This is a genomic window from Nocardia sp. NPDC058705 (assembly GCF_042749305.1).
Classification (GTDB): domain Bacteria; phylum Actinomycetota; class Actinomycetes; order Mycobacteriales; family Mycobacteriaceae; genus Nocardia.
On the sequence record NZ_JBHYRN010000001.1, the window covers coordinates 410,598 to 436,735 of the forward strand.

General features: G+C 64.8%; 19 protein-coding genes and 1 pseudogene. 15 read left to right on the plus strand and 5 right to left on the minus strand.

The features are described from left to right. The first annotated feature begins 348 nt into the window (after positions 1-348). The 5 genes from ACFW6D_RS01925 (at position 349) to ACFW6D_RS01945 (ending at position 9,154) form a co-directional block, all read left to right on the plus strand. Positions 349-1,053, plus strand: a complete 705-nt coding sequence (locus ACFW6D_RS01925) for a hypothetical protein (RefSeq protein WP_379323780.1) — start codon at positions 349-351, stop codon at positions 1,051-1,053. 867 nt (positions 1,054-1,920) lie between these two features. After that, entirely contained in the window at positions 1,921-2,412 is a 492-nt protein-coding gene (locus ACFW6D_RS01930) for a hypothetical protein (protein ID WP_379323782.1), read from the plus strand. Between the two features lie 379 nt (positions 2,413-2,791). Next, the gene (locus tag ACFW6D_RS01935; protein WP_379323784.1) at positions 2,792-3,388 is read left to right on the plus strand and encodes a hypothetical protein; all 597 of its coding nucleotides are present in this window, start codon (positions 2,792-2,794) and stop codon (positions 3,386-3,388) included. A gap of 895 nt (positions 3,389-4,283) precedes the next feature. Then, the gene (locus tag ACFW6D_RS01940) at positions 4,284-8,303 is read left to right on the plus strand and encodes an AAA domain-containing protein (RefSeq protein ID WP_379323786.1); all 4,020 of its coding nucleotides are present in this window, start codon (positions 4,284-4,286) and stop codon (positions 8,301-8,303) included. Then, complete coding sequence (locus ACFW6D_RS01945) at positions 8,300-9,154, plus strand: hypothetical protein (RefSeq protein ID WP_379323788.1); 855 nt, start codon at positions 8,300-8,302, stop codon at positions 9,152-9,154. Before ACFW6D_RS01940 ends, ACFW6D_RS01945 begins: the two co-directional genes overlap by 4 nt. A 214-nt stretch (positions 9,155-9,368) precedes the next feature. On the opposite strand, the gene ACFW6D_RS01950 is transcribed toward ACFW6D_RS01945, so the two are convergent. Beyond that, positions 9,369-10,256, minus strand: a complete 888-nt coding sequence (locus ACFW6D_RS01950; RefSeq protein WP_379323790.1) for an IS5 family transposase — start codon at positions 10,254-10,256, stop codon at positions 9,369-9,371. 545 nt (positions 10,257-10,801) lie between these two features. On the opposite strand from ACFW6D_RS01950, the gene ACFW6D_RS01955 reads away from it, so the two are divergent. Next, entirely contained in the window at positions 10,802-11,773 is a 972-nt protein-coding gene (locus tag ACFW6D_RS01955; protein WP_379323792.1) for an IS630 family transposase, read from the plus strand. On the opposite strand, the gene ACFW6D_RS01960 is transcribed toward ACFW6D_RS01955, so the two are convergent. After that, positions 11,752-12,123 (minus strand): condensation domain-containing protein, encoded by a 372-nt coding sequence (locus ACFW6D_RS01960; RefSeq protein WP_379323794.1) that lies wholly within the window; start codon positions 12,121-12,123, stop codon positions 11,752-11,754. The two genes, ACFW6D_RS01955 and ACFW6D_RS01960, sit on opposite strands and share 22 nt — an antisense overlap. Before the next feature lie 287 nt (positions 12,124-12,410). Here ACFW6D_RS01960 and ACFW6D_RS01965 point away from each other — a divergent pair, with 287 nt between their 5' ends. The 5 genes and pseudogenes from ACFW6D_RS01965 (at position 12,411) to ACFW6D_RS01985 (ending at position 16,336) form a co-directional block, all read left to right on the plus strand. Further along, positions 12,411-13,010 (plus strand): TauD/TfdA dioxygenase family protein, encoded by a 600-nt coding sequence (locus ACFW6D_RS01965; protein ID WP_379323796.1) that lies wholly within the window; start codon positions 12,411-12,413, stop codon positions 13,008-13,010. Further along, positions 13,007-13,669, plus strand: a complete 663-nt coding sequence (locus ACFW6D_RS01970; RefSeq protein ID WP_379323798.1) for a DUF6875 domain-containing protein — start codon at positions 13,007-13,009, stop codon at positions 13,667-13,669. Before ACFW6D_RS01965 ends, ACFW6D_RS01970 begins: the two co-directional genes overlap by 4 nt. Positions 13,670-13,954: 285 nt before the next feature. Then, positions 13,955-14,292: pseudogene (locus ACFW6D_RS01975) on the plus strand (transposase); the annotation flags it as partial. A gap of 420 nt (positions 14,293-14,712) precedes the next feature. Beyond that, positions 14,713-15,309, plus strand: coding sequence for a QsdR family transcriptional regulator (locus ACFW6D_RS01980; RefSeq protein WP_379323800.1), 597 nt, complete (start codon positions 14,713-14,715; stop codon positions 15,307-15,309). Between the two features lie 142 nt (positions 15,310-15,451). After that, positions 15,452-16,336, plus strand: coding sequence for an esterase/lipase family protein (locus ACFW6D_RS01985; RefSeq protein WP_379323802.1), 885 nt, complete (start codon positions 15,452-15,454; stop codon positions 16,334-16,336). Between the two features lie 973 nt (positions 16,337-17,309). On the opposite strand, the gene ACFW6D_RS01990 is transcribed toward ACFW6D_RS01985, so the two are convergent. From ACFW6D_RS01990 to ACFW6D_RS02000, 3 genes are read right to left on the minus strand one after another with little or no spacing between them, the layout of a single operon-like run. Beyond that, entirely contained in the window at positions 17,310-18,617 is a 1,308-nt protein-coding gene (locus ACFW6D_RS01990; RefSeq protein ID WP_379323804.1) for a QsdR family transcriptional regulator, read from the minus strand. Between the two features lie 41 nt (positions 18,618-18,658). Then, positions 18,659-20,179 carry an MFS transporter gene (locus ACFW6D_RS01995; protein WP_379323806.1) on the minus strand — a complete coding sequence of 507 codons (1,521 nt, stop codon included), beginning with the start codon at positions 20,177-20,179 and terminating at the stop codon, positions 18,659-18,661. Between the two features lie 9 nt (positions 20,180-20,188). Then, the gene (locus tag ACFW6D_RS02000) at positions 20,189-21,178 is read right to left on the minus strand and encodes a lipase family alpha/beta hydrolase (protein WP_379323808.1); all 990 of its coding nucleotides are present in this window, start codon (positions 21,176-21,178) and stop codon (positions 20,189-20,191) included. 166 nt (positions 21,179-21,344) lie between these two features. Here ACFW6D_RS02000 and ACFW6D_RS02005 point away from each other — a divergent pair, with 166 nt between their 5' ends. Genes ACFW6D_RS02005 through ACFW6D_RS02020 form a run of 4 tightly spaced genes read left to right on the plus strand, consistent with a single transcriptional unit; the run spans position 21,345 to position 26,126 of the window. After that, the gene (locus tag ACFW6D_RS02005) at positions 21,345-22,394 is read left to right on the plus strand and encodes a phosphotransferase family protein (RefSeq protein ID WP_379323809.1); all 1,050 of its coding nucleotides are present in this window, start codon (positions 21,345-21,347) and stop codon (positions 22,392-22,394) included. Positions 22,395-22,422: 28 nt separating this feature from the next. Beyond that, positions 22,423-23,568: an acyl-CoA dehydrogenase family protein gene (locus tag ACFW6D_RS02010; RefSeq protein WP_379323810.1), complete on the plus strand. Its 1,146-nt coding sequence runs from the start codon at positions 22,423-22,425 to the stop codon at positions 23,566-23,568. A 9-nt stretch (positions 23,569-23,577) separates the two neighbouring features. Beyond that, positions 23,578-24,663, plus strand: coding sequence for an acyl-CoA dehydrogenase family protein (locus ACFW6D_RS02015; RefSeq protein WP_379323811.1), 1,086 nt, complete (start codon positions 23,578-23,580; stop codon positions 24,661-24,663). Then, a complete protein-coding gene (locus tag ACFW6D_RS02020) occupies positions 24,660-26,126 on the plus strand; it encodes a carboxylesterase/lipase family protein (RefSeq protein WP_379323812.1) in 1,467 nt (488 codons plus the stop codon). The genes ACFW6D_RS02015 and ACFW6D_RS02020 overlap by 4 nt, the downstream gene beginning before the upstream one ends. Positions 26,127-26,138 lie beyond the last annotated feature (12 nt).

A 26,138-nucleotide genomic window follows, 5' to 3' on the forward strand; every position in this document is an offset into this window, starting at 1 on the left:
ACAAATAAAACCGACTGGGCCCAACACCCCCCCGGACACCCCCCCACGGGGGCGGGGAGCCCGCGGGGTGTGGGGGCATCCCACGGGCCTGCTGGGTACACCCGTTCTCATCTGGATCGTCGGCCGCTACTTCGAGACCTGCCGCGAAGCAGACCCTGACAACCCCACGCCGCGGGAGTCGCCCCTCCTCCCTGGATCCGGACGATGCCCGCCGCCTGTGGACCATCTCGGAACAGATGAACAACTGAAACCCGTCGGGTTACCCGAGACCGCACTGGAAGCCGGACTCGACGTGCCAACGCGCCGAACCCACCGAGAACAACGCGGCTGCTCGGCACCGAGATTGCCGTGCGTGCGGCGCACCGCCGCTTCGGCGAGGTCGACACTGCACCGGCGCTAGCGGATATCGACGCATTGCAACGTCAACACCCGCAAGACAATCACCATCGTCTGGTTAGCGTGACGGCCGAGGGGGACTACGGTGGTTTTGTGGAGGTTCGGCGGCACATCGTGGGCGGTGTGGCCACTGTCGCGGTCGTTGCAGCTGCGGCGGTGCTTGCGTGCGCAAATCGGGATTCGGGCTCTGGTCAGCGCATGCCAGCACAGTTGGCGAGCGCGCCAACCTGTTTGGCCCCCAATGTAGTCAGCGCGGTACTACCGAGCCAGCCGCGGCCGGTCACGGGCGTTCCATCTGCGCCAGAGCCAGGTTCGATCCCCTCCGATTTTCAACCCACCTCCGTCGTCATCTGCGAGTTCGCCGGTGATATTCCTCCAGACAATCCTGTTCAGCAGATCGCTCGAGAAACCCATCGCACCGGTGATCTCGCACCAGTCGTTGCCACGCTATCGCAGCCCTCGGCAACGAGGTCTGATGAGTGCACCGTCTCGGCAGTACCTGCACCGGCGGTGTGGATGGTCAATAGACACGGCGCAGCGGTGTGGGTCGAGCTACCGGCAACTAGCTGTGGTCTCCCGCAGCCGGAAGTGATGGACGCCGTAAACGGCCTGCAGATAATCAAGACAATCGATCACACAATCGGCCTGCTGCCCTGAGGCGGCCAATACGGATCGATCTCGACGCGCCGCGCGTCCTCGACCGAGATCTTCTCCTGTCCTGGTTGGCGTTCACAGCGAGTAAGTCGTAAAACCGCAGGCAGGAGCCTGTGGGGGTTCAACACGGGTCTATCTGAGAGATCCTCGAGAAAACGACGACATCAGCGGATCACGAACCCTCCCAGCCTCGGCGGACATCGACCGTTTTGAGTTCGCCGCAGGCAACCCTGGCGAGGCCACCACTTCTGAAGGTGGGTCCATGCAGAAACCGGACCTGTCCCCAAACCCTTCACGGGCGCACCCCACCCGCCGAAACGCCAGCACGGAACCGGCAGAGCTCGAAATCATCGTGCCGACGAGTCCGCCCGTCCTCACTCCTGCCGCGGCTCGAGCATTGATGCATCTTCTCACCGAACTCGCGACCAGGTCGCTGCAGCCGAACCCTGCGGCGACAAATGTCGATCCCCACCACGCCCACGCTGCAAGACCAGATATCGCCGATCACGGCAATCAACGTTCACTACGCCCGCGCCCGCGGGGAGGAAGCGGGTGAAGGTGAAACCTCATACCGCCGTCGAGTGGATCCGTTCATGCCGCTGGGTGCACGGTCACGAACATCCGCATCTGCCGAATACCGGATGTCGGGGAACGATCCTGTAGTTCTCGTTGTCAGCTCCGGGTGCCGTAGCTCTGGTGTCCCGGGCGTTCGCGGTCTGCAGCACCTCATCTTCGTCATCGCGGCATGCCTTCAGACGGGATCCGTTGTCGGCCTGTAGGTTTCCGGCCGAAGGCACAGCCGGATTTCGCTGCGGATGGGCTGCGCGGGTAGCGTCGCCCGCGCAGAGCTCGGTCGGAGGGGATGCAGGCATGGTGGTGTCGCTGGGGCTGTGGTGGCGCTGTGTCACCTGCTGGCGCGTGGTGACCTTGGTTTTGGTCGCATTACCACGGGTGTTATATGCGCACTTCCCGGAGCTGCCCGACAGTGACGCCGGGGCGCACCACAGCGAAGCCACGGTGGTCGTCTCAGAGACCGCCGTCGGGGTGGGCTACCTGCCGGCGCGGCCGCTGCTCGAGCAATTGCTCGTATTCGTCACAGAGTCCGGCCTCGTGGTGCTGCTGCCCGCAGTCGTCTTCGCGCTGCCGCGCAGGCATGTCCGGCGCGGAACACGCTGGGCCGCAGGAATTCTGGCCGTTCTCGGCACGGTAGACGGATATCTCGGGATGAAGGCGCTCGAGCACAACGACACGGCGGGATGGGATTTGCTGCTCCCGTCGCCGTTCTACTTGCTGGCAGCGGGCGCGCTCGTGTTGAGCCAACGGCAGCACCGGCCCGAGGCGAGTGAGCCCGCGACGAGCTAGCGTGGCAACGACACAACCGGCAGCTGGGTGTTGCCACGTTTTGTGACAGCAGCTCGGCGCCTCACGAACATCCGGTATTGCCCCGAGGCCGGCGGTTCGAAGCGGTCACGGTGCTCACGCTTGAAGCCAACGGCCTGAGACCAGCTTGGACTGTTGGAGGAGTACGCGCTCATGCCGAATTGCGTGCGTTCGGCTGGCCCGACTTCCGGGACGAGCCAGCCGGTCTCTTCGCGCGCCGCGTCTACGAGCACTTCTGCCCACAGCACCTTCGGCCCCTCATAGCCCGCAGAAGGCGGCAGGACTAGTCCACCCAGCACCGCTGAATTTCCAGGACACGATCGACCAGCGTTGCGGGAACCGTCCGTGCGATGCTGCCGGTGTGGAGATCTGGGAGCACGACGGCAAGCTGTACGAGGTCAGCTCGTACTACTGCCTACCCGACGACGCTGGGACCTATGAGCTGCAAGGGATCACCGGGCCGCCCGGTACCGGGCCACACCTCAATGTCAGCGTTCCGGACAAGACTCCCGACGAGGGCCCGTTCGCCCCGAAATCTCAGCGCCACGTTGTGGTCAGCTTCGGGCCAGGGTCGATCCCCTGGCTGGTCCTGCGCCGGTTCCGCGACCATGTGCAGAGCTCCGGAGACATCGTCACGAAGAGCCAAGCAACTGAGGTGGTTGGCGATCTCCGACTGTCCAACAACGCTTGGCACTACGGGGACCAGCAATGCGAGGTCAACTCGTTTTACTTCAGCGATCGCGACGCATGGTGCTACGAACTCTGTGTTCCGGACCCGGATCCCAACGCCAACAACTACCTGGAAGTGCTGGTCCCGGACGTCACGCCGAACGGCCGGTTCACTCCGGCGACTGTTAACCGGGTGGTGCTGACCCCGCACGGCGAGGTGAAACTCCCTTGGCCCATGTTCACCCACTTAATGACGGCGCTGGAGTCCTCCGGCGACGTCGCGACCTAGCCGAACGGCAGAGCAGTTCGAAGTTCCTCAGGGGACCGGCGGAGTATCGGACAGGTGATCAGATTGAAAAGCTGTGGAGTTTGGCCAAACTACGTCAAATCTCCACGCACAGAGAAGCCCCCTCCGACCGAGGTCAGAAGGGCTTTTCGCTGGCTGGCTGGCTGGATTTGACCTGCGACCACCTGGCGCGCATTCAGTCGTCCAAAACCTACCCATCAGTGCTCAATAGCGCCCAGTACCAAGCTGTTTCGCGAAATGACTCTTCTCAACGGTTCCCATCAATTCGCGTTGATTCCGGTCAAAAGTGTGGGATTTCTGTGGGGCGCTTCCGAGCTCGTTCAACCCTGACGGCTCGATAGCCGATAACCTGCGCCGTGACCTGGACCTGTCGCATGCGTGTTCACGAGGTTCGCCGTTGCGCTGCTCACAGCATCGGCCGCCTGGGCATGGGGCTCGCCATCACACGAAACCGGCACCACGGCAAGTGAATCGCGGCTCGTAGAGATTCTTGCCTCCGCGCAGCAATGTTGGACAGCGGTTCGCCAGGCCGGACACCAATTGGGGGTGACGGCGGGCTGCCGCTTCGTCGAGCAGCAAGGCTGGCTGTTCGAGATCTGGTGAGCGCCACCGCACAACGGCACTTCGGACCGGGCACGGCAGAACCTTCGTCAGATCCGACCGCTCGCCGTGCGGCAATCCCGAGAAGGGCAGAAACAGCGATCAGCGACGATGCCTGCGAGTCGCGCTGCCTCGGAAACAAACCGTTCGGCGTTCTTCTTGTTGGGGTTGAGGTTGTGCCAGCGAGACAGTCATACTGTCGGACTCGGGATTTGGCCGGGGGGCTGTGGGGTGGTGTGTGCAGTCTTGTTCAGCTTGTTCTCGAGAGGTGCTGCCCATGAAGAGCCGAGTTCACATTATTGAGGATGTTCTGCGGGCCAAGGCCGAGGAGTGGGCCAAAGAGCTCATTCAGCTCGATGCCCGCAACAGCTTGTTGAACTTCAAGCTGACGAAAACGATGTCGCTGGACCTCGCGGAGTCTCCAGATCTGGTTGTGCAGCAACTACTCTCGGGTGAGATCGTGCGATTGGGTGCGCTTTTCACCGATCCGCAGGAGTACCGAGATGGGTGCACCCGTACCCGCAACGTGGTGCGCAGGATCCGCGGCTTCAGCGAGGAACAGGGCGTGGACGTGGGGCGCTTGGTCGTCGGACGGGTGTCCAACGATGGCAGCAAACGCGGGGGCGCTCGGGCACCGCTCGCATTGCGGGCGCCGCTGCTGCTTTACCAGATCTCGATCAAGGCGAGCACGGCCGCCGAGAACGACTTCACCTTCCAGGTTGAGGCCGATCCCGAACTCAACCCGATTCTGGTGCACTGCTTGGAACGCGAATACGGTGTGCAACTCGACGTGAATGCTCTGGACGCGCTGCTTCGGGGCGAGATCGACTGCGGCAGTGCCGGGTTGACTGCTCGGGTCTTTCGCGAGATCGCCGAGAGCGCGGCGCGCCAGTGCGTCAGCCTCGAGTTCACGCCGATGATCGCGGTCGGTACATGCAACTACGCCAAGCTGCCGATGGTCGATGATCTGATGTCAGCGGCGCCGTTGCTGGCAGGCCATGAGCTGATCGTGGCACTGGCTGGTGGTTTCTCTGAAGAGTTGGACTCGAGTGCTGCCGCGGGGTACTCCCCTGTTCCTCCCGACGAGGTTCGGCCCCAGCACGACCATCTTGTCCTGGATGCGGATTCCTCTCAATATCGTGCGGTAGCGACCGCTCTGGCCGATCGCCATGTGATCATCGACGGCCCGCCGGGCACCGGCAAGAGCCAGACCATCGCCAACCTCATCGCTGCCGGCGCGGCGGCTGGTCTGAAGATCTTGTTCGTGGCGGAGAAGCGTGCAGCCATCGAGGCGGTGACCAATCGTCTCGTCGAGATCGGGTTGGGCGGTTTGGTGCTGGACCTGCACCAGTCCCGGATCAGCGGTCAGGCGGTGGCAAGCCAGTTCGCCGACAGCTTCGATCAACTGGCGCGCGTGCCGGTGGTCGAGGGCGAGGATCAAGATCGAGAGCTCGAGCGCAGCCGCCGAAAGCTCAACGACTACGTGCAGGCGATGCACGTCTGCCGAGCGCCCTGGCAGCTGAGCGCCTTCCACGTCCGGGAAGCCATCGTGAGCAACCGCGGTGGTGTGGAGACCACGGTTCGTTTGACGAACCTGGGCAACTTCACTCCGGAGGTCCGGTTGGAGGTGGAGGACGATCTCGAGCAGTTCGTCGCTAACGGTGGTTGCCGACTTGTTCGGCAGGAGTCGCCATGGTGGAACGCGCGCGTGGCAACGGTGGACCAGGCGCGCGAGGTGCTCCTTCAGCTCGACGACGTCACTGCGCGAACGCTGAAGGGGAGTCAGGCGAGTATGCGCGATCTGGTCGCCGAGGTCGGCCTGCCCGAGCCGCGGGACTTCCGTGGGTGGGACTCCACCTTGAATCTGTTGAGCTCGATGTCGGCAAGCGCGGCGATACTGGGCGCCAACATCTTCCAGCAACCGCTCATCGAGTGCCAAGTCGCCACGAGCTCGTGGCGTGCCCGCCGCCGCATGCAACCCAAGCTCGGGTGGCGGCGCCGTTCCGAGCTGGTCAAGCAGCTCCGACAGAACCCTGCGAACCTCACCGACAAATCCACACTGCGCACCGAGATCGACAAGGTAGTCGACCAGCTCGATTGCTGGCAGCGGATGTCGGGCAACGCCACTGGACCCGCGGCGATCGCGGACCTGCGCAATATCGGACAACAATACGGGCACCTCCGTAACCAGCTGGCGGCTATCGCTATGTGCGCCAATGTGTCCCTGCACGAGCAGCCCATCGACGACATCGACAGGGAACTACGTGTGCTCGCCGATGATCGCGCGATGGTCCCGCACCTGCCCGACCTCAACGCTCAGTGGGCTCGGCTCCGAAAGCGGGGCCTGGACACGATCCTGACCGAGATCGCCCAGCGTGACCTGGATGCGACCCAGGCGGTGGCATTGTTCCGGCACTCGTTGATGCACTCGCTCGACGAGGAGTTCATGCTCACCGTGGCACCGCTGCGCGAATTCCGGGCAGAGTCCCACGATGAACTCGTGACGCGGTATCAGCGAGCCGACCGTCTCCACCGCGACCTCGCTGTACGGCGCGTGCTTCGCCACGTCGCGGCCGCCGCCCAGCAGACCAGCGCCCAACACCCGGACCAGCACAGGTTGCTGCGCAGCGAAGCGAAGAAGAAGCGAGGACACCGCCGCATCCGCAAATTGGTCGCCGAAGCACCCGATGTCATGCTCGCGGTGCGGCCGTGCTGGGCGATGTCGCCGCTGGTCGTCAGCCAAGCGTTGCCGCCGCAACAGCTGTTCGACCTCGTCATCTTCGACGAAGCCAGCCAAGTGCAACCCCATGACGCGATCACCTCGATCATGCGCGGGCGTCGCCTCGTCCTCGCCGGCGACGACAAACAGCTCCCGCCGACGTCGTTCTTCGACCGCCAGGCAGCCCACGACGATGACACCGACGACGACGAGAGTCTCGAGTTGGGTGACTACGAATCGATCCTGACCACGCTGCAGCCTCTTGTCCCCCACCGTTGCCGCCTGCAATGGCACTACCGCAGCCGAGACGAGCGGTTGATCCAGTTCTCCAACGAGGAGATCTACAACCGCGAATTGGTCACTTTTCCGGGTGCGTTCACAGAACCACCGGTGCGACTCGACCTCGTCGACGGTCGACTCCAGCCCGGCACAACAGGATCAGCCGTCGAGGAAGTCAACCGCGTCGTCGAGCTCGTCTTCGACCACGCCCAGAACCGTCCGCACGAAAGCCTCGGCGTGATCACCCTCGGCAATAAGCATCAGAAGGTCCTCGATCTGGCTCTGCGGCGGGCACGCGAGGAACGGCCGGACCTGGATGAGTTCTTCGCCGAAGACCGCGGCGCCACCCAACGGTTCTTCGTCAAGAACATCGAAACAGTCCAGGGCGACGAACGCGACGCCATCATCCTCAGCGTCGGTGTCGCCAAGACCGGGACGGGAGCAGTTAATCGGCAAGGCTTCGCGGTGTTGAACAGCGAAGGGTCCGAACGCCGTATCAACGTCGCCGTCACCCGCGCCAAACGCCGTATGACCGTGGTCTCGTCGTTCCCTCCGGGCGCCTTGCAGTCCGACGGTCGTGTCACCGGCACCGAAATGCTGCGTCGATACCTGGAAGCAGCGAGCCACGAAGGTCGAACCGACCTGGTCGGGCGCCAGATCGCGGCCGACCTCAACGGTTTCGAACAGGCGATCCACGACGGACTGACCGCACGCGGTGTCCCGGTCGTCCCTCAGTGGGGAGTGGCCGGCTATCGCATCGACTTCGCGCTCGCCCATCCCGAGCAGCCGAGCCGGATGGTCCTCGCTGTCGAAGCCGACGGCGACAGCTATCACCGCACTTCCAGTGCCAGAGACCGAGATCGTTTGCGCCAAGAGCACCTCGAACGGCTCGGTTGGCGATTCCATCGGGTCTGGGCATCGGCGTGGTTCAACGACCCCGAGCGAGAACTTCACCGTGTCATCGAGGCCTGGGAACAAGCGGTCACCCTCGCCGACAGCGAGCCGACTCCGACCGTCGCGGCATCGGCGCGTGACCTACCGACGTATATGACGAACACAGAACCGACCCTTCCACGCCCCGACGTCACGCCGGGATTCACGATCGACGGCTACTCCCATGCGCAGGTCGTAGCGATGTTCCTGTGGCGCATGTCGGACGGTTTGCTCCTCGATGCCGAGGAACGGACTCAGCAAGTGCGCACCGACCTCGGTTTCAAACGACGCGGCCGCAAGATCGACGCCCGCCTGCAACAAGCACTCGAACAAGCGCAGCGCACACAACAGAAGGTGAAAGCATGATGACTGCTCTGGACCCCAAAACGATCGAGCGGCTGGCGCGGATCATCGTCGACCCCGACGGCCCCTACGCACGGACCGGCCGTGATCTCGCGCAGCTACTCGCCCACTCCGGATGGCACAACCCTCCCGAATACGACGGCACACCCCGAATCGCCTGGCTCATCGAACAACTCGACGAGCGCGACAACCCCACTGCGGACCTGCAACGACTACTCTGCCGGATCTGCGACCCCCTAGAACACGACGAAGGTGCCACCGCGGCACAGGTATTCCGAAACGCGATCAACTCCGTCCTAGAGCCTGAGGGCCTGGTCGTGATCGACACCGGCGGCCGACCCGTCATCGCCGAACTCGGCGCGCACGGAACCGGGCCACGCAACGCCGAACCCCACGATCTCGACGCCCGCGTACGACGACTCATCGGCGATCAACCCACCGCGGAAACACTGATCAAACGCGCCGGCGAAGCCCGGATCTGCCAACGCAACGGCGCCTACACCATGGCCGTCATCGCCATCGGCAGCTTCGTCGAAGGCATGCTGTTGACACTGCTCACCGAACACGACGACCGATGCCGAAATCGCCAATTCGTCGACGAACGAGGCAAATTCGTCAACAAACCACAACCCAATCTCGCAAGCCTCATCGACACCGCTCACGTATGCGGCTGGATCCAACTCGACGCCAAAACCTTCATGCACAGCGTCCGGAACTTCCGCAACTACATCCACCCCGGCAAAGAGCTCGCAGACAACCCGGGCTTCGACGACGATAGCGTCGGATTGTGCTGGGCACCGCTGCAAGCAATGCTTAACGACCTCGAACACGAACTCATACCGCAGTCGGCCTGACGACCCCCGTGTGATCCACCCACTCGCGACAGTGCAGCCGCGAGCGGGTGGCCCGCCCGGGCCCTGTTGCTTACACTCGTTCCCCTGTGTATGGCATTCCGCCAGAGCCCCGACCTGCGCTGCATAGGTGCTGAAAAGTGAAGCGAGACCGATCTCCTCGCTGCTGGCGGTGTGGCGCCCGGCCGCCGCCGCTAGGTCATGTCTCCCAATAGCTTCAGCCATTCGACCGTGAGAGCCATGACAATCCCGGCTCGGTAGGTGCAGACCAGCTTGTCGTAACGAGTTGCGACACCAGCCAGTGTTTGGCCTTGTCGAACGCTCGCTCGACCACATTGCGACCCTTGTAGGCCTGCGAATCGAACCCGGGCGGGCGTCCACCGGCACGACCTCGGCGTTTCCGGTTGGCTACGTGATCAGACCGTTGCGGGATCACCGCCACTATCGGCTTGCTCCGCAACAGTTTTCGATTCGCCGCCGAGGAGTACGCCTTATCGGCCAGGACCCGATCAGCGTTGCGTCGCGGCGGACCACCAGCCAGCCTCGGGACCGCGATCGCGTCGAGCACCGCGGGCATCACCGGGCGATCCGCGGCTTGGCCCGCGCTGATCAACACCGCCAAACCGCGACCGTTGCCGTCAGTAGCGAAGTGGGCTTCGGTAGTCAGCCCGCCCCGAGACCGGCCGATTCCGTGATCAGCCGGCTCATAACTGCCCATCCGAGCCGGCAACCGCGCCACCATCACCGCGACGGGTGTTGGCGCCGTGTCGATGCACCCGCACGATCGTCGATCGACCGAGACCACCCAATCGAGGTTGCCGGTCGCGTCCGCTAACGCGGTCAACGCGACCAGCACCCGATCCCAGGTGCCGTCGGCGGCATAACGGCGGTGACGTTTCCACACTGTCTGCCACGGACCGAACACCTCGGGCAGGTCGCGCCAGGGCATCCCGGTCCGCAACCGAAACAACATTCCCTCCACGACCAGGCGATTGTTGGAGAAGTTACGGCCCACGCGGCCATCGGATTTCGGTAACAGCAGCTCGAGCAGTTCCCACTGGTTGTCCGTCAGAACCTGATGCCGATCACCGACAATCGCCGCCACGGCGAACATGATGCCCGACCCGACGATCTATCGGGCGAGAACCAGGAACTCGATTGGGAGACACAACCTAGTCGAGTCAACAGCTCGATCCTGCGAGCCGCGCCAACGCCGACGGGGCACAGGCAACTTGGCTTCCATACCAACGCACCCTCGGCGTGAGGGTGGAACGGGTTCAGCTGAACTCACCTCCGGGGGCCGCGAGGCTCGCCAATCCTCACGCTTCCGGCAGGCTGCCGAGTTCAAAAACGTGGGGTTTCTGTGGGATTCGGCAGAAAAACGTCAAATCTCCGAAAACGCGAAACCCCCTCCGGCCCAGTTCAGAGAGGGTTTTCACTGTCGGGCTGACAGGATTTGAACCTGCGACCACTTGGCGCGGGTTCCAGTTGTCCATACTCATCAGTTCCCAATAATGCTCAGCACCAGGAATTTTCGTAAAACTACACTTCTCAACGTTTCGCATGAAATCGCATTGATTCCGGTCAAAAGTGTGTGGTTTCTACGGGCGCTTCCCACCGTCACCACGCGCGACTTCCAGAGGAGTGGTGATGGCCTCAGCTCAACGCCAACCGGTCCCGCTGATAGCCAAGTTGATGCAGGTCAGCGAGGATTACGTGCGTGATGTGATCCACGCGTTCAACGAGAAAGGGTTCGCGGCCCTGGACCCAAAAGCGAGCGGGGGCAGGCCGAGCAAGACTGATCGGGGCACGCGTGAACGGATCGCCCAGATCGCTCGGTGCTGCCCCCGGAACCTGGGCTGGCCGTTCTCGACCTGGAGTTTGTCCAAGCTTCAGGAAGTGTTGCGCACCAACGGAATTGCTGATCTGAGCCGGGAAACGATCCGGCAGATATTGAAGGCCGCGGGGGTGTCGTGGCAGGCCACCAAGACCTGGAAGGCCAGCAACGATCCCGAGTTCGCCGAGAAGATGGCCCGGATCTTGGATCTCTACGACCATCCGCCCGCTGATGGCCGGGCGATCTGCGCTGATGAGTTCGGGCCGTTGAACCTGCTGCCTCGCGCGGGCCGAGGCTGGTTCCCCAAGCGTCGTCCGGGACGGTTGCGGGCCACCTACAACCGCACCCAGGGGGTGCGGCACATGTTCGGTGCGCTGGATCTGGCTACCGGGCAGATGTACTACCGGATCCGAGATCGGAAGCGGTGGACGGAGTTTCTCGCGTTCCTCAAGTCGCTGCGGGCTCGGTGGCCGGGGCAGAAGTTGTATGTGATCGTGGACAACTACTCGGTCCACAAGCGCCGGGAAGTGCGGGAATGGGCCACCGACAACGCCGTTGAGTTGGTGTTCACCCCGACGTATTCGTCGTGGTTGAACTGGATCGAGTCCGAGTTCGCCGCGCTGCGCTATTTCGCGCTCAACGGCACCGACCACCGCAGCCACGACGAGCAGGACGCCGCGATCGGCGCTTACATCCGTTGGCGTAACCAGCACGCCGAGCCCAAGCGCGAGTTCGCCGTCAACTCCAAGATCCGGCTACCTGATTACCTGGCCAACGTTGCTTGACGAGGCACTAGTTCGAATGGTCGTGCCTGCAGTGCCGGTGAGGTGGCCCACAGGGCGTAAGCGATCATCACGTCGAACAACGGGCTCCGGTCGGGACCTCGCCGCCGCCCGAGGTCGCGCATGATCGAACCGTATGGGTAGTCCAGGTGCGCGAATGCGCGCAAGATATCGCCCTGTGCCTCGCGCAGCGCTTTGTCCAGGTCATCGCGCTCCGGCCTCGTCGGACGCATCGGCACGATGTTGAGGAAGCATCCGATCTGGTCCTCCCATTCGAGCCGGTCACGCCCGCGTGCATACGCGCCGATCGTCACGCTCGAGCGGCCGGTCTCCCTGGACAGCAGCAGTGCCACCGCTGTGCGGGCCCCTGAAGCTAGGAAACTCGATGAGCTTGCGCGCCAACTGTTCTGGACTCCAGCCCAGATCGTCCAGCGATGCCGCCGATTGTGACTCGATCACCGCGTCTGCCTCCTGATCACCAGTTCATCGGCGGTGTGATCGCGGTGACTCTACTCGAGTTCGGCGACCGGAAGCACCAAGTGCACCGGATTGCACCAAGTGCACCACTGCCGACCGCCTTGGCGTACAAGGTGTACTTGGAGGACTTTGCCGCAACCCCTTGATCATCGGAGCAATTCCTATGAGCCAGAACACTTCTCAGCGCCTCACCGCGACCCGGGTTGCCGGGCATATCGGTGCCGGCATCGACGGTATCGAACTGTCCCAGCCCATCGCGCCCCGCACCGTCGCCGACATCCGTGAGGCGGCGCTCACCCACAAGGTGGTGTTCTTTCATGACCAGAAGATCGGCCACGCCGAGCCCGTCGATGCGGTCAATCCGCCGATGGTGTCGATCCTGCGTGCCGAAACCGCACCGGCCTACGGCGGCGACACCCAGTGGACCAACCTCATCGCCGCCTACGAACTGTTGTCGACACCGCTCCAGCGGCTTATCGACAATCTGCGGGCCGTGTACACCTTCTGGGCGGGCTACCAGATGTCGGAGCATGACGAGGTGGACCGCTCGATCATGGAGAGGGTCAACGCCAAGACCATAGACGGGGCGCACTCGGTGATGCGGCTGCACCCCGAGACCGACGAGCGCGCGCTGTTCGTGTTGCCGTCGCGGACCTCCCACATCCTGCACCGAGTCACCCTTGTCGGCAACATCCCCGTCGGGCCGGGCGGATTCACCTCCCACGCCGTGGTCGGCCACCCGCTCGGGAGCGCGGACCGATGAGCACCGCGCAGACCTCGCCGTTCGTTCCCGGCTCCCTGACCGATGTCGCCAACGCCCACACCATGTTCGATGAGTTCCCCTGCTATCAGGCCGTTCTCGGCTGGATGGCGAATTTCGTCCTCCAGCCTGATGAGCGGTTGGGCCGCGCTGGTGCGGTGTGCCCGCGCCTGGCCTCGGCGATCGACGCCGATCTCGTTCAGCTCGTCGCGGTCCGAACGGCTGGGACCAGCATCGACGACGCTGTGCGGATCGGACAGGGGCTGGCTGATCTCTACGTCGAGTTGTTCGATGAAACGACGTTCCAGCGCGGGGCATTGATGGCGATCTTCCCCGACCTCGATCCTGCTGACGCCGCGCAGTTCATCGACGCCGGTCACGCGCGGCTGCGCCCGGAATTCGTGCGCCGGGCCATGATGCTGGGCGAGTTCCATCCGGCTAGCACGGTCGGCAGCGTCCACAACCGCGACTTTCCGGTGATGCAGTCCCCGGTACCGATGTTCGCGGTCCGCGCCTTGACCACCCACGACGCACTGTTTCTGGATCAACCAGGCCCTGACCGCCACGAACTGCTGCGTCACTACCTCGACTACCTCGGCGACCGTGCCCCGACGACCGTCCTGCGACGCGTCCAGGCCCGCCTCCCCAAGACGGGACGCTGACATGAGACCTTCCCTCGATACCGCCCGAACCCTCGGCGAGGCGTTCGTCCTCGCCGCCGAGCTCCACGGCGATCGCGACGTCCTGGTATGCGGCGACCAGTGGTGGACTTGCCGCGAATTCGACACCCTGACCGAATCCGTCGCAGCCGGGCTCACCGCGCTCATCGAGCCAAGCGCCGAAGGCCCGGTGGTCGCGGTTGCGAATGACCGGAGCCCTTTGAGCAGGTCCAGTGGTTACGCGAGTTCTGATGCCCCAGAATGGGTGCAGGAGGACGAGAACACGCCATGGCACGACGACACACCCCCGAGCAGGTCATCCGCAAGCTCCGCGAAGGCGAGAAGCTGATCGGGCAGGGCTTCTCGATCGAAGAGGTCTGCAAACACCTCGAGATATCCGACGCCTCCTGGCACCGCTGGCAAGCCCAGTACGGTGGCATGAAGTCCGACGACGCCAAACGACTCAAAGAGCTCGAGCGCGAGAACGCCCGGCTGAAGAAAATGGTCGCCGAGCAAGCCCTCGATATCGACATGCTCAAGGAAGTGAACCGGGGAAACTTCTGAGCCCGGACCGACGTCGCAGAGCCGTGGTGTTTCTGCAGCAACGGTTTCGGGTGTCGCAACGACTGGAAGGCCTGAAACGACCAGTCCGGGTTCGGAAGAACTCGTCCGCTCCCATCGAGCCGCCTCTTCACGGGATACCGGCGACGGGGCGAAGAGAGCACCGGTGAACCGCACGTTCCCAGGCTCATCCGCCCTCCCCGTCATGTCGCCATACAGCGCATCGCCTCGAACCCCTCCTGGGGAGCAGGTTCTCGCGCACTTCCGACTCGCGGGCGACTCTCATCGCCGACTCGACATGACATCCGTGGCAGAAGGTCTCGCGTTCCTGCGGCAGAAGCCGGTCGTGGCCGAACGGTCCGCTCATCCACCGCCATTACCACTTCGGCCACACGCGAAGCCGGACCAACAACCCATCTTCGCAACTCAGCGCAGGTGGATCCCGAGGAAGGGTTCGAAGCGCCGACCCCTCTATTGTGCGGAGCATGCGCGCTTCGTCCGATGAGATCGTTCAGTTCGCCGCCGGGTTGGTCATAGAGGGGGCGCGGTTGGACACCCGGGAGATCGCCATCCGATTCGAGATGTCGCGGACGACCTTGTTCCGGCGGGTGGGAAATCGCGAGGAGTTGATGGGCAAGGCACTGTGGTGGTTGGCCGATCGGGCTCTCGTCCGTGCTGTCGCCCGCTGGGACGAGCACTACGGGCAGGCAATACGCGATGAGCGAGGAGTGCTGCGCTGCTTGCGAATTCTGGAATTCTACGGCGAGGTTGCGGTCAACGATGCGGGGTTCGTCGAGCTGCTGGAGAAAGAGCCCGTGGTCGCGATGCGGGTGCTGACCGATCCGCACGGACAGGTTCAACCGCGCGCTGTGGCCGCGCACGTGGCGCTGTTCGAGAGGGATGTCGCCGACGGCGGATTGGTGCCGCTGATCGACCTTCAGACCTTGGGGTACGCGGCCGTGCGTCTGCAAGAGGCGATCCTGTACTCCGATGTGTTGACCGGTCACACCGCGAATTTCCCCACAGCGGTGTTACTGGTTCGCAAGCTCGTGGAAGGTGTCCTGCGGGCGCCAGGTGCGTAGTGGACGGCGATTTCCCCCAATCAACACTTGTGTAACACTTCGATTAGGTGTTTCATATGTGTGTCACAGACCACATGCCGCATGGCCCACGGCACGGTCCCCCAAACGGCCCATTCCCTGGCCTGATCCATCGGAGACACCTATGAGACCCCACAACGCCAAGCGCTGGCTCGTCACCACAATCACCGCGGCCGCGTGTCTGGCAGGGACTGCGGTGAGCGCCGCCCCCACACACGCCGAGACGACCCCGCCCATGGCCAACAACTGGAACTGTAAGCCCAGTGCTGCCCACCCCAACCCGGTCGTGCTGGTCCATGGCACCACTGCTAACTCCGCCCTCAACTGGTGGGCGCTCTCACCCAAGCTCGCCGACGCGGGATACTGCGTGTTCACTTTCGACTACGGCATGAACCTGTTGTCGATGGGCCTGGTCGGCGGACTCGGTGACATTGCCCAATCCGCCGAGACCATGCGTGTTTTCGTCGACAAGGTCTTGGCCGCCACCAGCGCATCCAAGGTCGACGTCGTGGGGCACTCTCAGGGCGGCATGATGCCCAACTACTACATCAAGCGTCTCGGCGGCGCGGCGAAGGTCGACACACTCATCGGCCTGGCGCCCAGCAACCACGGCACCACCGCGCGCGGCCTGGTCGAACTTGCCGATGCTGCCCGCCTCACCGGCTGGATCACCGGCCTCTACACCCTGCTGGGATACCCCGGCGGCATTCAGCAGACAGTCGGGTCGGAATTCCAAAAGGCCCTGTTCGCCGATGGCGACACCGTGCCCGGCGTCCGATACGTCGTCATCCAGACCCGTTACGACCGCGTCGTGACTCCCTACACCAACGCCTTCCTGCAGGGCGACGACGTCACCAACATCCTGGTCCAGGACCAATGTCCCAGCAATCCGGTCGGCCACATCGGCCTGGCTCTCGACGGCCCCACCCAGCAGAACATCTTGAACCATCTCGGCGACGACGCTCCTGATTTCAAGCCCACCTGCACCGACTTCGGTCCGGGCTACTAGGACCCGCCCACCGATCGGCCCGGACGGCACGGCACCGTGCGCAGCGCGAGATGTCCGGGCCGATCGGGGCCGCGCGTGGCCTTCGGCGAGCATGATCTGCCCAGCGCCCCAATGGTTCTGCACCAGGATGACGTCTGTCAGGTCCAGGGCCGCGAGGAACTCGGCGACCAGCCCGGCCAGCCCGGTGCCGGATAGATCCGCGTCGGGGTTCAGCGGGATTCGGTGGGCGCCGAACGGCAACGTCGGGCCGATGCACCGAAATCCCCGGCGGATCGGTATTTTCGGGTCGTCGGGCTCGACGAACGCCGCATCGCGCCCGCCCGGGCCGTGCGTGACGGCGACTCTCAGCAGCGGATGCTCGGCAGCCAATGCCGTCGCCGCCACGCACAGCGCGTCCTGTTCCAGACGCCCGTCCAGCCGCACACGGGCGACGACATTCAACGGCGATATCTGATCGCACAGCCAATACCACCGTTCACTGGGACTCGACGGTCGGCGGACTTCGCGATGGGATGCCCGCACTTACTCCCCTATTTGTCTGTAATGGGTCCGCATCGGCGGCCTTCGTCCCTGAGTGATCCATCGGGGCGCTGACACAGATGCCCGGGTTGTTGACCACCCCGCGTAGTCGACGGCCGCCAAGTTCAGCAGCGATCTTGCTTCGCGCGGCCTCGATATCCGCACGGTCAGTGACGTCGAGCATCAGCGCCACAACATCACCGCCCTCCGCGGTGACAGTGAGATCGGTGCCGGCAGCCTCGGAGCGCACCCCCGCGTATACACGGAAGCCAGGTGCAAGACAGTGGCCCGGCCGAGGCCTGAGGATGCCCCGTTACCAGGACCGAGGCAGAATTGGTTACGTGCATATGATTCCTAGTCCTCGCATGCGGCAATGGCGGGCGGCCCGGTAAGTCACCGTGTTACTGCGCGACGTGCCGACAACGCGGCACCTAACTTCCCGACGCAGGATCCGCTACGGGCCGGAAACGCCGAGCAGGGTTGTTTGCATCTGTAGGAGGTGGTCGATGTCGCCTTCGACATCGGAAACCGCGTTGCTGTAAAGGAAGCTCTCGCCCAGGCGGACGAGGGCGTAAGCCAGGGTTGTTCGGTCGACCGGGGGGCGGTAGCCGTCTTGTTGTTGCGCGCGGTGGATGAGCTTTTCGACCAGGGCGACGCTGCCGCGGTGCACTGGCCCGTCCGCCTGGGTGACCAGGCGAAGGGCTGCCGGTGATTCGTTCTGGAGGTAGGCGCGCAGTGCAGGATCGGCCGACAATTGGCGTATCGCCTGATCGAACACTTCGCAGATGCGATGTGCGCCGCGGCTGGTGCAGCGGCTGTCGATTGCGGTGATCAACTGCTCGAACTGTCGGGCGAGGGTGAGGCCGAGTAGCTCTTCCCTGGTGCCGAATCGGCGGTAGATGGTGGTTCGGCTGATTCCGAGCTCGGTGGCCACCGCATGCAATTCGATCCGTTCACCGCGTAGAAAGGCACGGATCGCGGTATCCAGCACGTCGTTGCGAGGGACACCACGAGAAGGAGCTGGGGCGATGGCCCGGTCGCCGGGCAGCGATGCACGGTCCGACACGCCGACACGGACTAGTTCATCTGGGGCTCGCGCAGCGGTGCCGGCATCGACAGCGCGTACTGCGGCGGGATCGAGGTGGCGCATGGCCGCGACGATGATCGAGATCGTCAGGTTCGCGGCCGCGGTGAAATCGAGGTGCTGCTCGAGCGCTTGCTGCACCCCACGAACCCCGATGTCAGTGATGGCCGCCGCGCAGAAATCGGCGCTGGCCCCCCATTGCAGGACGGCGCCACCGTATTCGTGCCGGATCAGTTCGGCGACAGTGTCGGCCACCGATCCGATCGTGGCGGCCCGCACCTCGTGGGAACGCCCCGCCGTCTGCGCGCCGAACAGGACGTGGAAGCCCGCGGTGTGGGTGGCGGCGAAGTCGAACAGGGCACGCGTCGTCGTCGCGATGTGTCGGTCGAGATCGAAACCCTGTGCGATCCGGTAGCTTTCGCGCATCCACTCCAGCAGGCGCGCGGCCTCGCGGCGCACACACGCGTCGAAGAGCTGATCCTTGGATCCGAAATGCGCGTACAGCGTCGGTTTGGAGGTTTCGGCCGCGGTGGCCAGTTGATCCATGGTGACGTTGTCGAAGCCGTGCACGGCGAATACCTCGATGACGCCGTCGAGCAAAGTGTCGTCGGACGGCCGCACCGCCGTGGAACGACGGCGTGACCGGAGTTCTGCCGGTTCCGAATCGGACCTGGTCATGACGGTGCGGACTACTGTCTCGTTCGAGGAGCTGAAGGGGTTCATTTCCGCACCGCGAGCCTGAACGTTTCTTCCTCGACCTGTGCTCGATGCCGCAGCGCGTCGGCGCGCGCCGACGCTGGTCGCCACCGTCCGGCGAGCAACCACACCGACGGTAAGAACATCAGCTGTGCCGCGAGGCAGACCCACCACAGCTGTTGCCACTGGCGCGGGGCGTTGCGGGCCGCGCGACGGACGTCCTCGCCGTGTTGGGCCAGATAGTGCAGGTCCGCCGCGGGAACCGCGGCCCCGGCCTTCACCGCCGCCGACGTGTGCGTCACGTGCGGGCCGAATTCGGCGAGCACACCGGCGGCGGGAATCGCGAAGACCAGCGCGGTGAACGACAAAGCGACGACCACCCGTACGCACGCGCCCCACACCGCCAACCCGGTGACTGTCGCCGCTGGATTGCTCGCCTCCACGGTTTCGGTGAAGGCCGCCATCCAGGTGGCGAACGTCATCCCGGTGCCCAGAGCGATCACCACAATGATCGTGGCGAAGAGGTAGTAGCTGGTGCCGCTGTCGCCGGTGGCGACAGCGAACCAGCCGACACCGAACGCGCTGATCAGTCCGCCGACGATCATGAACGGTTTACGTACGCCCACCACATCCGACAGCACCCCGAATACCATGAGGCTCAGCGCGTTCACGATCCAATACCAGGTGGCCAGGCTGTTCGCGCGGGCGTCGCTGTAGCCGAAAGTGGTGACCAGGAACAGCACCAGGAATCCGACGGCCACGTAGTAGAACAGCAGGTAGCAGCTGATCGCCCCGGCCGGGATGAGGATCCGGCTGGTCATCATCTGCTGCCAATGACCTCGCGTCGGCTGATCTCCCGAGATGTCGCGTGCCCGCGCTTCCAGCAGCGCACGGTCACGCAAGCTCACCATTCGCTGATCGCGCAGTGGGGGTGCGAGTTCGCGCAACCCGATGAACGCGACCAGCGAGATCACCGCCCCGATAACACCGGCCACCCGGAACTGAAATTGCCAATCATGGTGATTATCAAGGGTATTGCTGGAAATGGCCGTGACGAGCAAGCTGCCGAGCACCGGCCCGAGCGTCCAGAACCCCATGGCGGATGCACGGCTGAGCTGTGGCGAGAAGTCGCGGATGAGCGCGGGAGTCGCGACCAGCACCACCCCTTCGACCCCGGCGATCAGCCCGAAAACCACCATGTAGGCGAGGGGACTGCCGACGTTCGGCGCCCCGACACCGACCAGCAGCGACACCACGACCAGGCCGTAGACCACCAGGTTGGCACGGCCCCACCGATCGGCGAGGCCGGCCGCGAGCGAGCCGAGCACCCCGACAAGGCCCCCGACGACCTGGCCGAGAATGAAGTAGCTCAGCGACATATCCAGGTCGGCAAGGACTTTCGTCACGACCGCGCCTTGAACGTAGAGCTGGTAGTACAGCACCACGGTGGCGGCGACGGTAATCGCCAGATATGTCGCGCGCTTTCCGTTGGTGGGGAACCGCTCCAGTTGTCGATTCCAGAGCTCGAACGAAGATCTCGTCATGGCCACGGGTCAGCCGTTGCGGGGACGGCCGAAGCAGTTCACCGGGACCCGGTTCACTGGGTCGAGTGCGTTGAGGATGTGCTGTGCGGCAACAGCATCGCCTCCCACGCCTGCGTGTTCGACCAGAGTGAGCGGGCACTGGTCCTGTAGGACGATATTGGTGACGTTCGGGGCGATCGGCCCCATGCCGCTGGTGTGCGGAACCACCACCTGATCCCAGCGGGTCATGATGAAGGTGTAGTCGATGCCGGCGGGGTAGGCGTCACCGGAGTTCACCTGGGCGAGGTAGTCCGAGCCCTTCGTCATTTGCAGGGCAGCCCCGAAGGCGAAGGCCTCGCCACGAAGTTGGAGGTCGTCCCACACCCCCAACGCGGCAAGGGCCTGTGCGAACAGGGCTTGACCACCGGCTTGGGTGCCGTCGTTGAGCGGGGTCAGATTCACCGACTTGGCGACCTTGTCCGCTCCGCCGCCGAACTTGATATACCAGCGCGGCATGATCGTGCCTTCGGAGTGCCCGACCAGATTCACCTTCTGCGCGCCCGTGGCGGCGAGCACGCGATCCACGAACGGCGCGAGCTCGTTGATCGAGGATTCCCGCATCGACTTGGTGCCGGGGATCAGGTTCAACGGCACCGGTGCGGCCGGGTCGATGCCGTAGTTCAGGGCGAATACGCAGTAGCCGTTGTTCGCCAGCAGCGGCGACATGGTCTGCCAGTTGCCGGCCATCGTGGCGGTGCTGCCATGCACCAGCACCACCGGTTCCGGATGCTCCGCGCTCGGACGACAGTTCCAGTCGTTCGCACCGGGCGGGGAGGACTCCCGGTCGAAATAGTTGGCGAGGGCGGGAACCAGCCCGTACGGGACGGGGTGCTGCGGTGCGGCCTGTGCGGCGGCGGGGGTGCCCGCGGCGGCGAGACCGGCCAGCGCCACGGCCAGGACCAGTCGTTTCAGGGAGCCGAGGCGGCGGTGAGGGGAGGCGAATCGGACGGAGGAAGACATGTGAGCTCCTAGGACATCGTTGTTCTGCTCCCAGTTCTAGCATTGCTTTACTAGCAATAAAGCCAGAACCGCATTTTTTCAGGCACTTCTCCCGCACTGGTTGACACTGGCCGCGATTTGATGGAACGTCGTGAGGCATCCGTTCCACCGTAAGGAGACATCTGACGTGTTCCCGGCACCCGCGCACAACCCCGGCAGCGCTGCCGAACTGGCGATCGATCGTGTCCACCTGCGGGACTGGTTGATCTCGCTCGGTCTGCGCTGTACCGGCCCGGTCGAGGTCACCCGCATCGGTGCGGGCAATTCCAATCTGACGTTCCTGGTCACCGACACCGCCGACCGTCGCTGGGTGCTGCGCCGCCCACCGCTGGGCGAGCTGCTCGCCTCCGCCCACGACGTCGTCCGCGAGGCGCGGGTGGTGCGTGCACTGGAGGACACGGACGTGCCGGTGCCGCGGGTCCTCGGGGTCGGTGCCCAGGGCGAAGTCCCGATGGTGCTGCTCTCGTATGTCGAAGGTCAGGTCATCGAGGACATCGCCGTTGCTGAGACCCTCACGCCTCATCAGCGCCGGGCCACCTCGCTGGCGCTGGCCCGCGCGCTGGCCCAGGTGCACGCCGTCGACCTGGCCACCACCGGGCTGACCGACCTGGCCAGCCACCGCCCCTATGCCGAACGCCAGCTCCGCCGCTGGTCCAGACAGTGGGAGCAGTCCCGAACCCGGGAGCTGCCGCGCGTGGACCAGCTCACCACACGACTCACTGCCGCGATCCCCGAACAGCACGAACTGACCCTGGTGCACGGTGACTTCCACCTGCGCAACATGATCATCGCGCCCACCGACGGCTCGATCACCGCGGTCCTGGACTGGGAGCTGTGCACCCTCGGCGACCCCCTGGCTGACCTCGGCAGCCTGCTCGCCTACTGGTGCGAACCGGGCGAACTCGCCGTCCCCGGGTTCGAAATGACCGCGCTACCAGGGTTTCCCAGCAGGCAGGAACTCGTCGACGAATACCTCGACCACACCGGACGCGACCCCGCGGCACTGGCCTTCTGGCACGCGCTCGGGCTCTGGAAGCTGGCGATCATCGCCGAAGGCGTCCGGCGCCGCACCCTCGACAACCCGGACAACAGCACCCACGCCGGCGCTCCGACGATCGCGCAGATCGACCACCTCGTCGACCTCGCCGACGTGGTGGCCACCGCCACCGGCCTGTGACCACCAGCGCAGAAAGCGAACAACCACAATGCAATTGGCACTGACCGGCGACGAGATCGCCTTCCGCAACCACCTGCGATCCCTGTACCGCAGCGAGATCCCGGCCGAGATCCGCGACGGCGTGCGGGAAGGCCGCGCACTCAGCCCCGAAGCGCTGATCACCACCCAGCGCATCCTCAACGCCCACCGCATCGCGGTGCCGAACTGGCCGCAGCAGTGGGGTGGCCGGGACTGGACGCCGATTCAGCGCCATCTCTGGCACGACGAGATGGCCCTGGCTTCGGTGCCGGAACCGTTGACCTTCAATGTCGACATGATCGGCCCGGTCATCGCCCGATTCGGCACCGAGGAACAAAAGGCCAGGTTCCTTCCCGCGACCGCGAACCTCGACATCTGGTGGTGCCAAGGGTTTTCCGAGCCCGAAGCCGGCTCTGACCTGGCGTCGCTGCGCACCACCGCGACGCGCGACGGCAACGACTACGTCGTCGACGGGCAGAAGATCTGGACCAGCGCCGCCCAGTACGCGGACTGGATGTTCTGTCTCGTGCGCACCGATCCCGGCGCGGCGAAGAAGCAGGCGGGGATCTCGCTGCTGCTGATCCCGATGGACGCGGCCGGCGTCACAGTGAAGCCGATCGAGCTGGTCGGCGGCAGCCGCGAGGTCAACGAAGTGTTCCTCGACGATGTCCGTGTGCCTGTCGAACACCTTGTCGGACAGGAGAATCAGGGCTGGACCTACGCGAAGTTCCTGCTCGGCAACGAACGCACCGGGATGGCGACGGTGGGGCGCACCAAGGTCGCGCTGTCGGTGATCAAAGCGCGAGCCCGACACACCAGGGTCGGCGCGGGCACCTTGCTCGATGATCCGTTGTTCGCCGCGCGCCTGGCCGAACTCGAAACCGACACCCTCGCCTTGGAATTGATCCAGCTCGGCGCGACCAGCGGCAGCAAAGCCCCGACTTCATCGATTCTGAAACTGCGTGGCAGCGAACTGGGGCAGGCCGCCACCGAACTGATGATGGAAGTCGCAGGCCCCGCCGCGCTGCTCTCCGACGTCAACCAGTGGGCAGGCCGCACCACGGCCGCCTACCTCAACTGCCGCAAGACATCCATCTATGGAGGATCGACCGAGGTGCAACGCGGCATCATCGCTGCCACGATCCTCGGATTGTGAACTGACACCATGGATTTCGAACCCACCGCCGAACACACGATGCTGCGCGACACGGTCAGCAACGTCCTCGCCGACGCCACCTCCACCGATGCCCCCGACCTGTGGGCCACCTTCGCCGACCTCGGCCTCCTCGGGCTCACCTTCCCCGAATCCGACGGCGGTCAGGGCGCGGGCCCGGTCGAGGCGATGATCGTCATGTCCGAACTCGGCACCAGCCTGGCCGGGATTCCCCTGCTCGACTGCGCCTACCTGCCGGGCGGCCTACTGGTCGAGGCGGCCAGTCCGGCCCAGCGTCGCGAGTTGCTGCCCAAGGTGGCGACCGGGGAGCTGCGCCTCGCGTTCGCCCACGAGGAGCCACTGTCGCGCTGGCCGTTGCGGACGCCGACGACGTCGGCCGTACGACACGGCACTTCGTGGAAGATCACCGGATACAAGTCGCCGGTCCTGCACGGCGACGAGGCCGATCTGCTCATTGTCAGCGCGATGGGCCCCCACGGCATCGGCCTGTACCTCGTCGACCCCGCTGATGCGGGCGTGACCAAGCACCCGACAGCGACCCATGACGGTCGACAGGTAGCCGATATCGTCTTCGAGCAGGCCACGGCCGAACCCCTGTCCGCGTTCAACGCCGAGGCCGCCATCGAGTCCGCCGAGGTCGCCGCGCAGGCGGCACTGTGCGCCGAAGCGGTGGGCTCGATGACCGAGGCCTTGCGAATAACAGCCGAGTACCTCTGTACCCGTGAACAATTCGGCGTTCCACTGCGCACGTTTCAAGCACTCACCCACCGCGCCGCCGACATGTACGTCGCGGTGGCGCTGGCTCGCGCCATGTCTGTCTACGCCTCGACGGCCTTGGCCGACGGCCTGATCGACCAGACGGTGGCCTCGCGCGCGAAGCTGCGCGTCGGGCGGTCGGCTCGCTTCGTCGGCCAGGAAGCCGTCCAGCTGCACGGCGGCATCGGGCTGACCAAGGAGTACTCGATCTCGAGGTATTTCGCGCGACTCACCGCCATCGATCAAACGCTCGGCAACGCCGACGACCACCTGCGTTTCCTGACCGCCCGGGTCTCCGAGTACGACTTGGTCGACCTGTGAACCGCCCGGTCGTCGAGGTCACCGGCGGCAAGGTCCGAGGTCGCACGGTCGATGGCGTCAGCGCGTTTCTCGGGGTGCCCTACGCCGCACCCCCGGTGGGTCCGGCTCGGTTCCGCGCACCCGAACCGGTCATGGGCTGGGACGGGATTCGCGACGCGGACACACTCGGTCCCACCTGCCTACAGGGCCCGTATCCGCCCGGGATCGAGCAGATCCTGGGCACTCATCTCGTGGCGGGCACGGAATCGCTGAACGTGAACGTGTGGACGCCAGGCGGTGGCGGGCTACCCGTCATGGTGTGGATTCACGGTGGTTCGTTCGTCCACGGCGCCAACGCCGTTCCGGCCTACGACGGTGCAGCGTTCGCCCGCGACGGCGTGGTGCTCGTATCGATCAACTACCGGCTCGGCGCGGCGGGATTCGCCGTGCTGGACGGCGCGCCGGCCAACCGTGGCCTGCTCGATCAGCTATTCGCATTGGCCTGGGTGCGCGACAACATCCGGGCGTTCGGCGGTGACCCCGACAATGTCACCGTCTTCGGCCAATCGGCCGGTGCGATGAGCATCGCCGCGCTGCTCGGTTCGCCCGCTGCCACGGGTCTGTTCGCTCGCGCGATCATGCAGAGCGGCAACCCCGCCATGGCGGCCACCATCGACGACGCCCGTCTACTCAGTGGCGAACTCGGCAGAGCACTCGGCGTGCCTGCGACTGCGGAGGCCTTCGCGGCAGTATCGCCCTCCGCGCTGCTGGCCGCGCAGGAGACACTGCGCGCGGACTTCGCCCGCGACCCGAACCCGGCGCGCTGGGGCACTTCGGTGTTGACGGTCGGCGCGGGCATGAGCTTCTTTCCCGTCGTGGACGGTGACGTTGTTCCCGTAGTGCCGGTCGAGGCGATCGCGGCGGGATCGGCTCGCGGCATCGCTCTGCTCGCGGGCTACACCACGGAGGAATTCCGGCTGTTCACCGTGCCGACCGGGCTCGGTGACGCGATCACTGTCGACACACTGCCGTTCGCGCTCGCGCGCTTCGGCATCGGTGCCGCCGCGATCAGACCGTACGCGGTCAACCGCCAGCATGCCACCGCCGGCGACCTGCTGGCGGCAATGGTCACCGACGCCGTATTCCGTGGTCCGACAAGGGAACTCGTCGAACTCCAGGCTGCGGTCGACACTCCCGCCTACCTCTACGAATTCGGCTGGCGGCGCGAGGGCTTCGGTGCGGTGCACGCGCTCGAGGTGCCCTTCGTCTTCGACACCCTGGCCGCGGCGACCAGCCTCACCGGCCCGAATCCGCCGCAGCGGATCGCCGACGAAATGCACGCGGCCTGGGTCGGTTTCGCCACCGACGGTGACCCCGGCTGGCCCCGTTACGCCGAGGACCACCAGGTGATGACCTTCGACGAACCCAGTTCGGAGCTGGTTCGCAATCCGCGTGCCGACGAATGCGCGACCCGGCAACCCTGATGACAGGACACG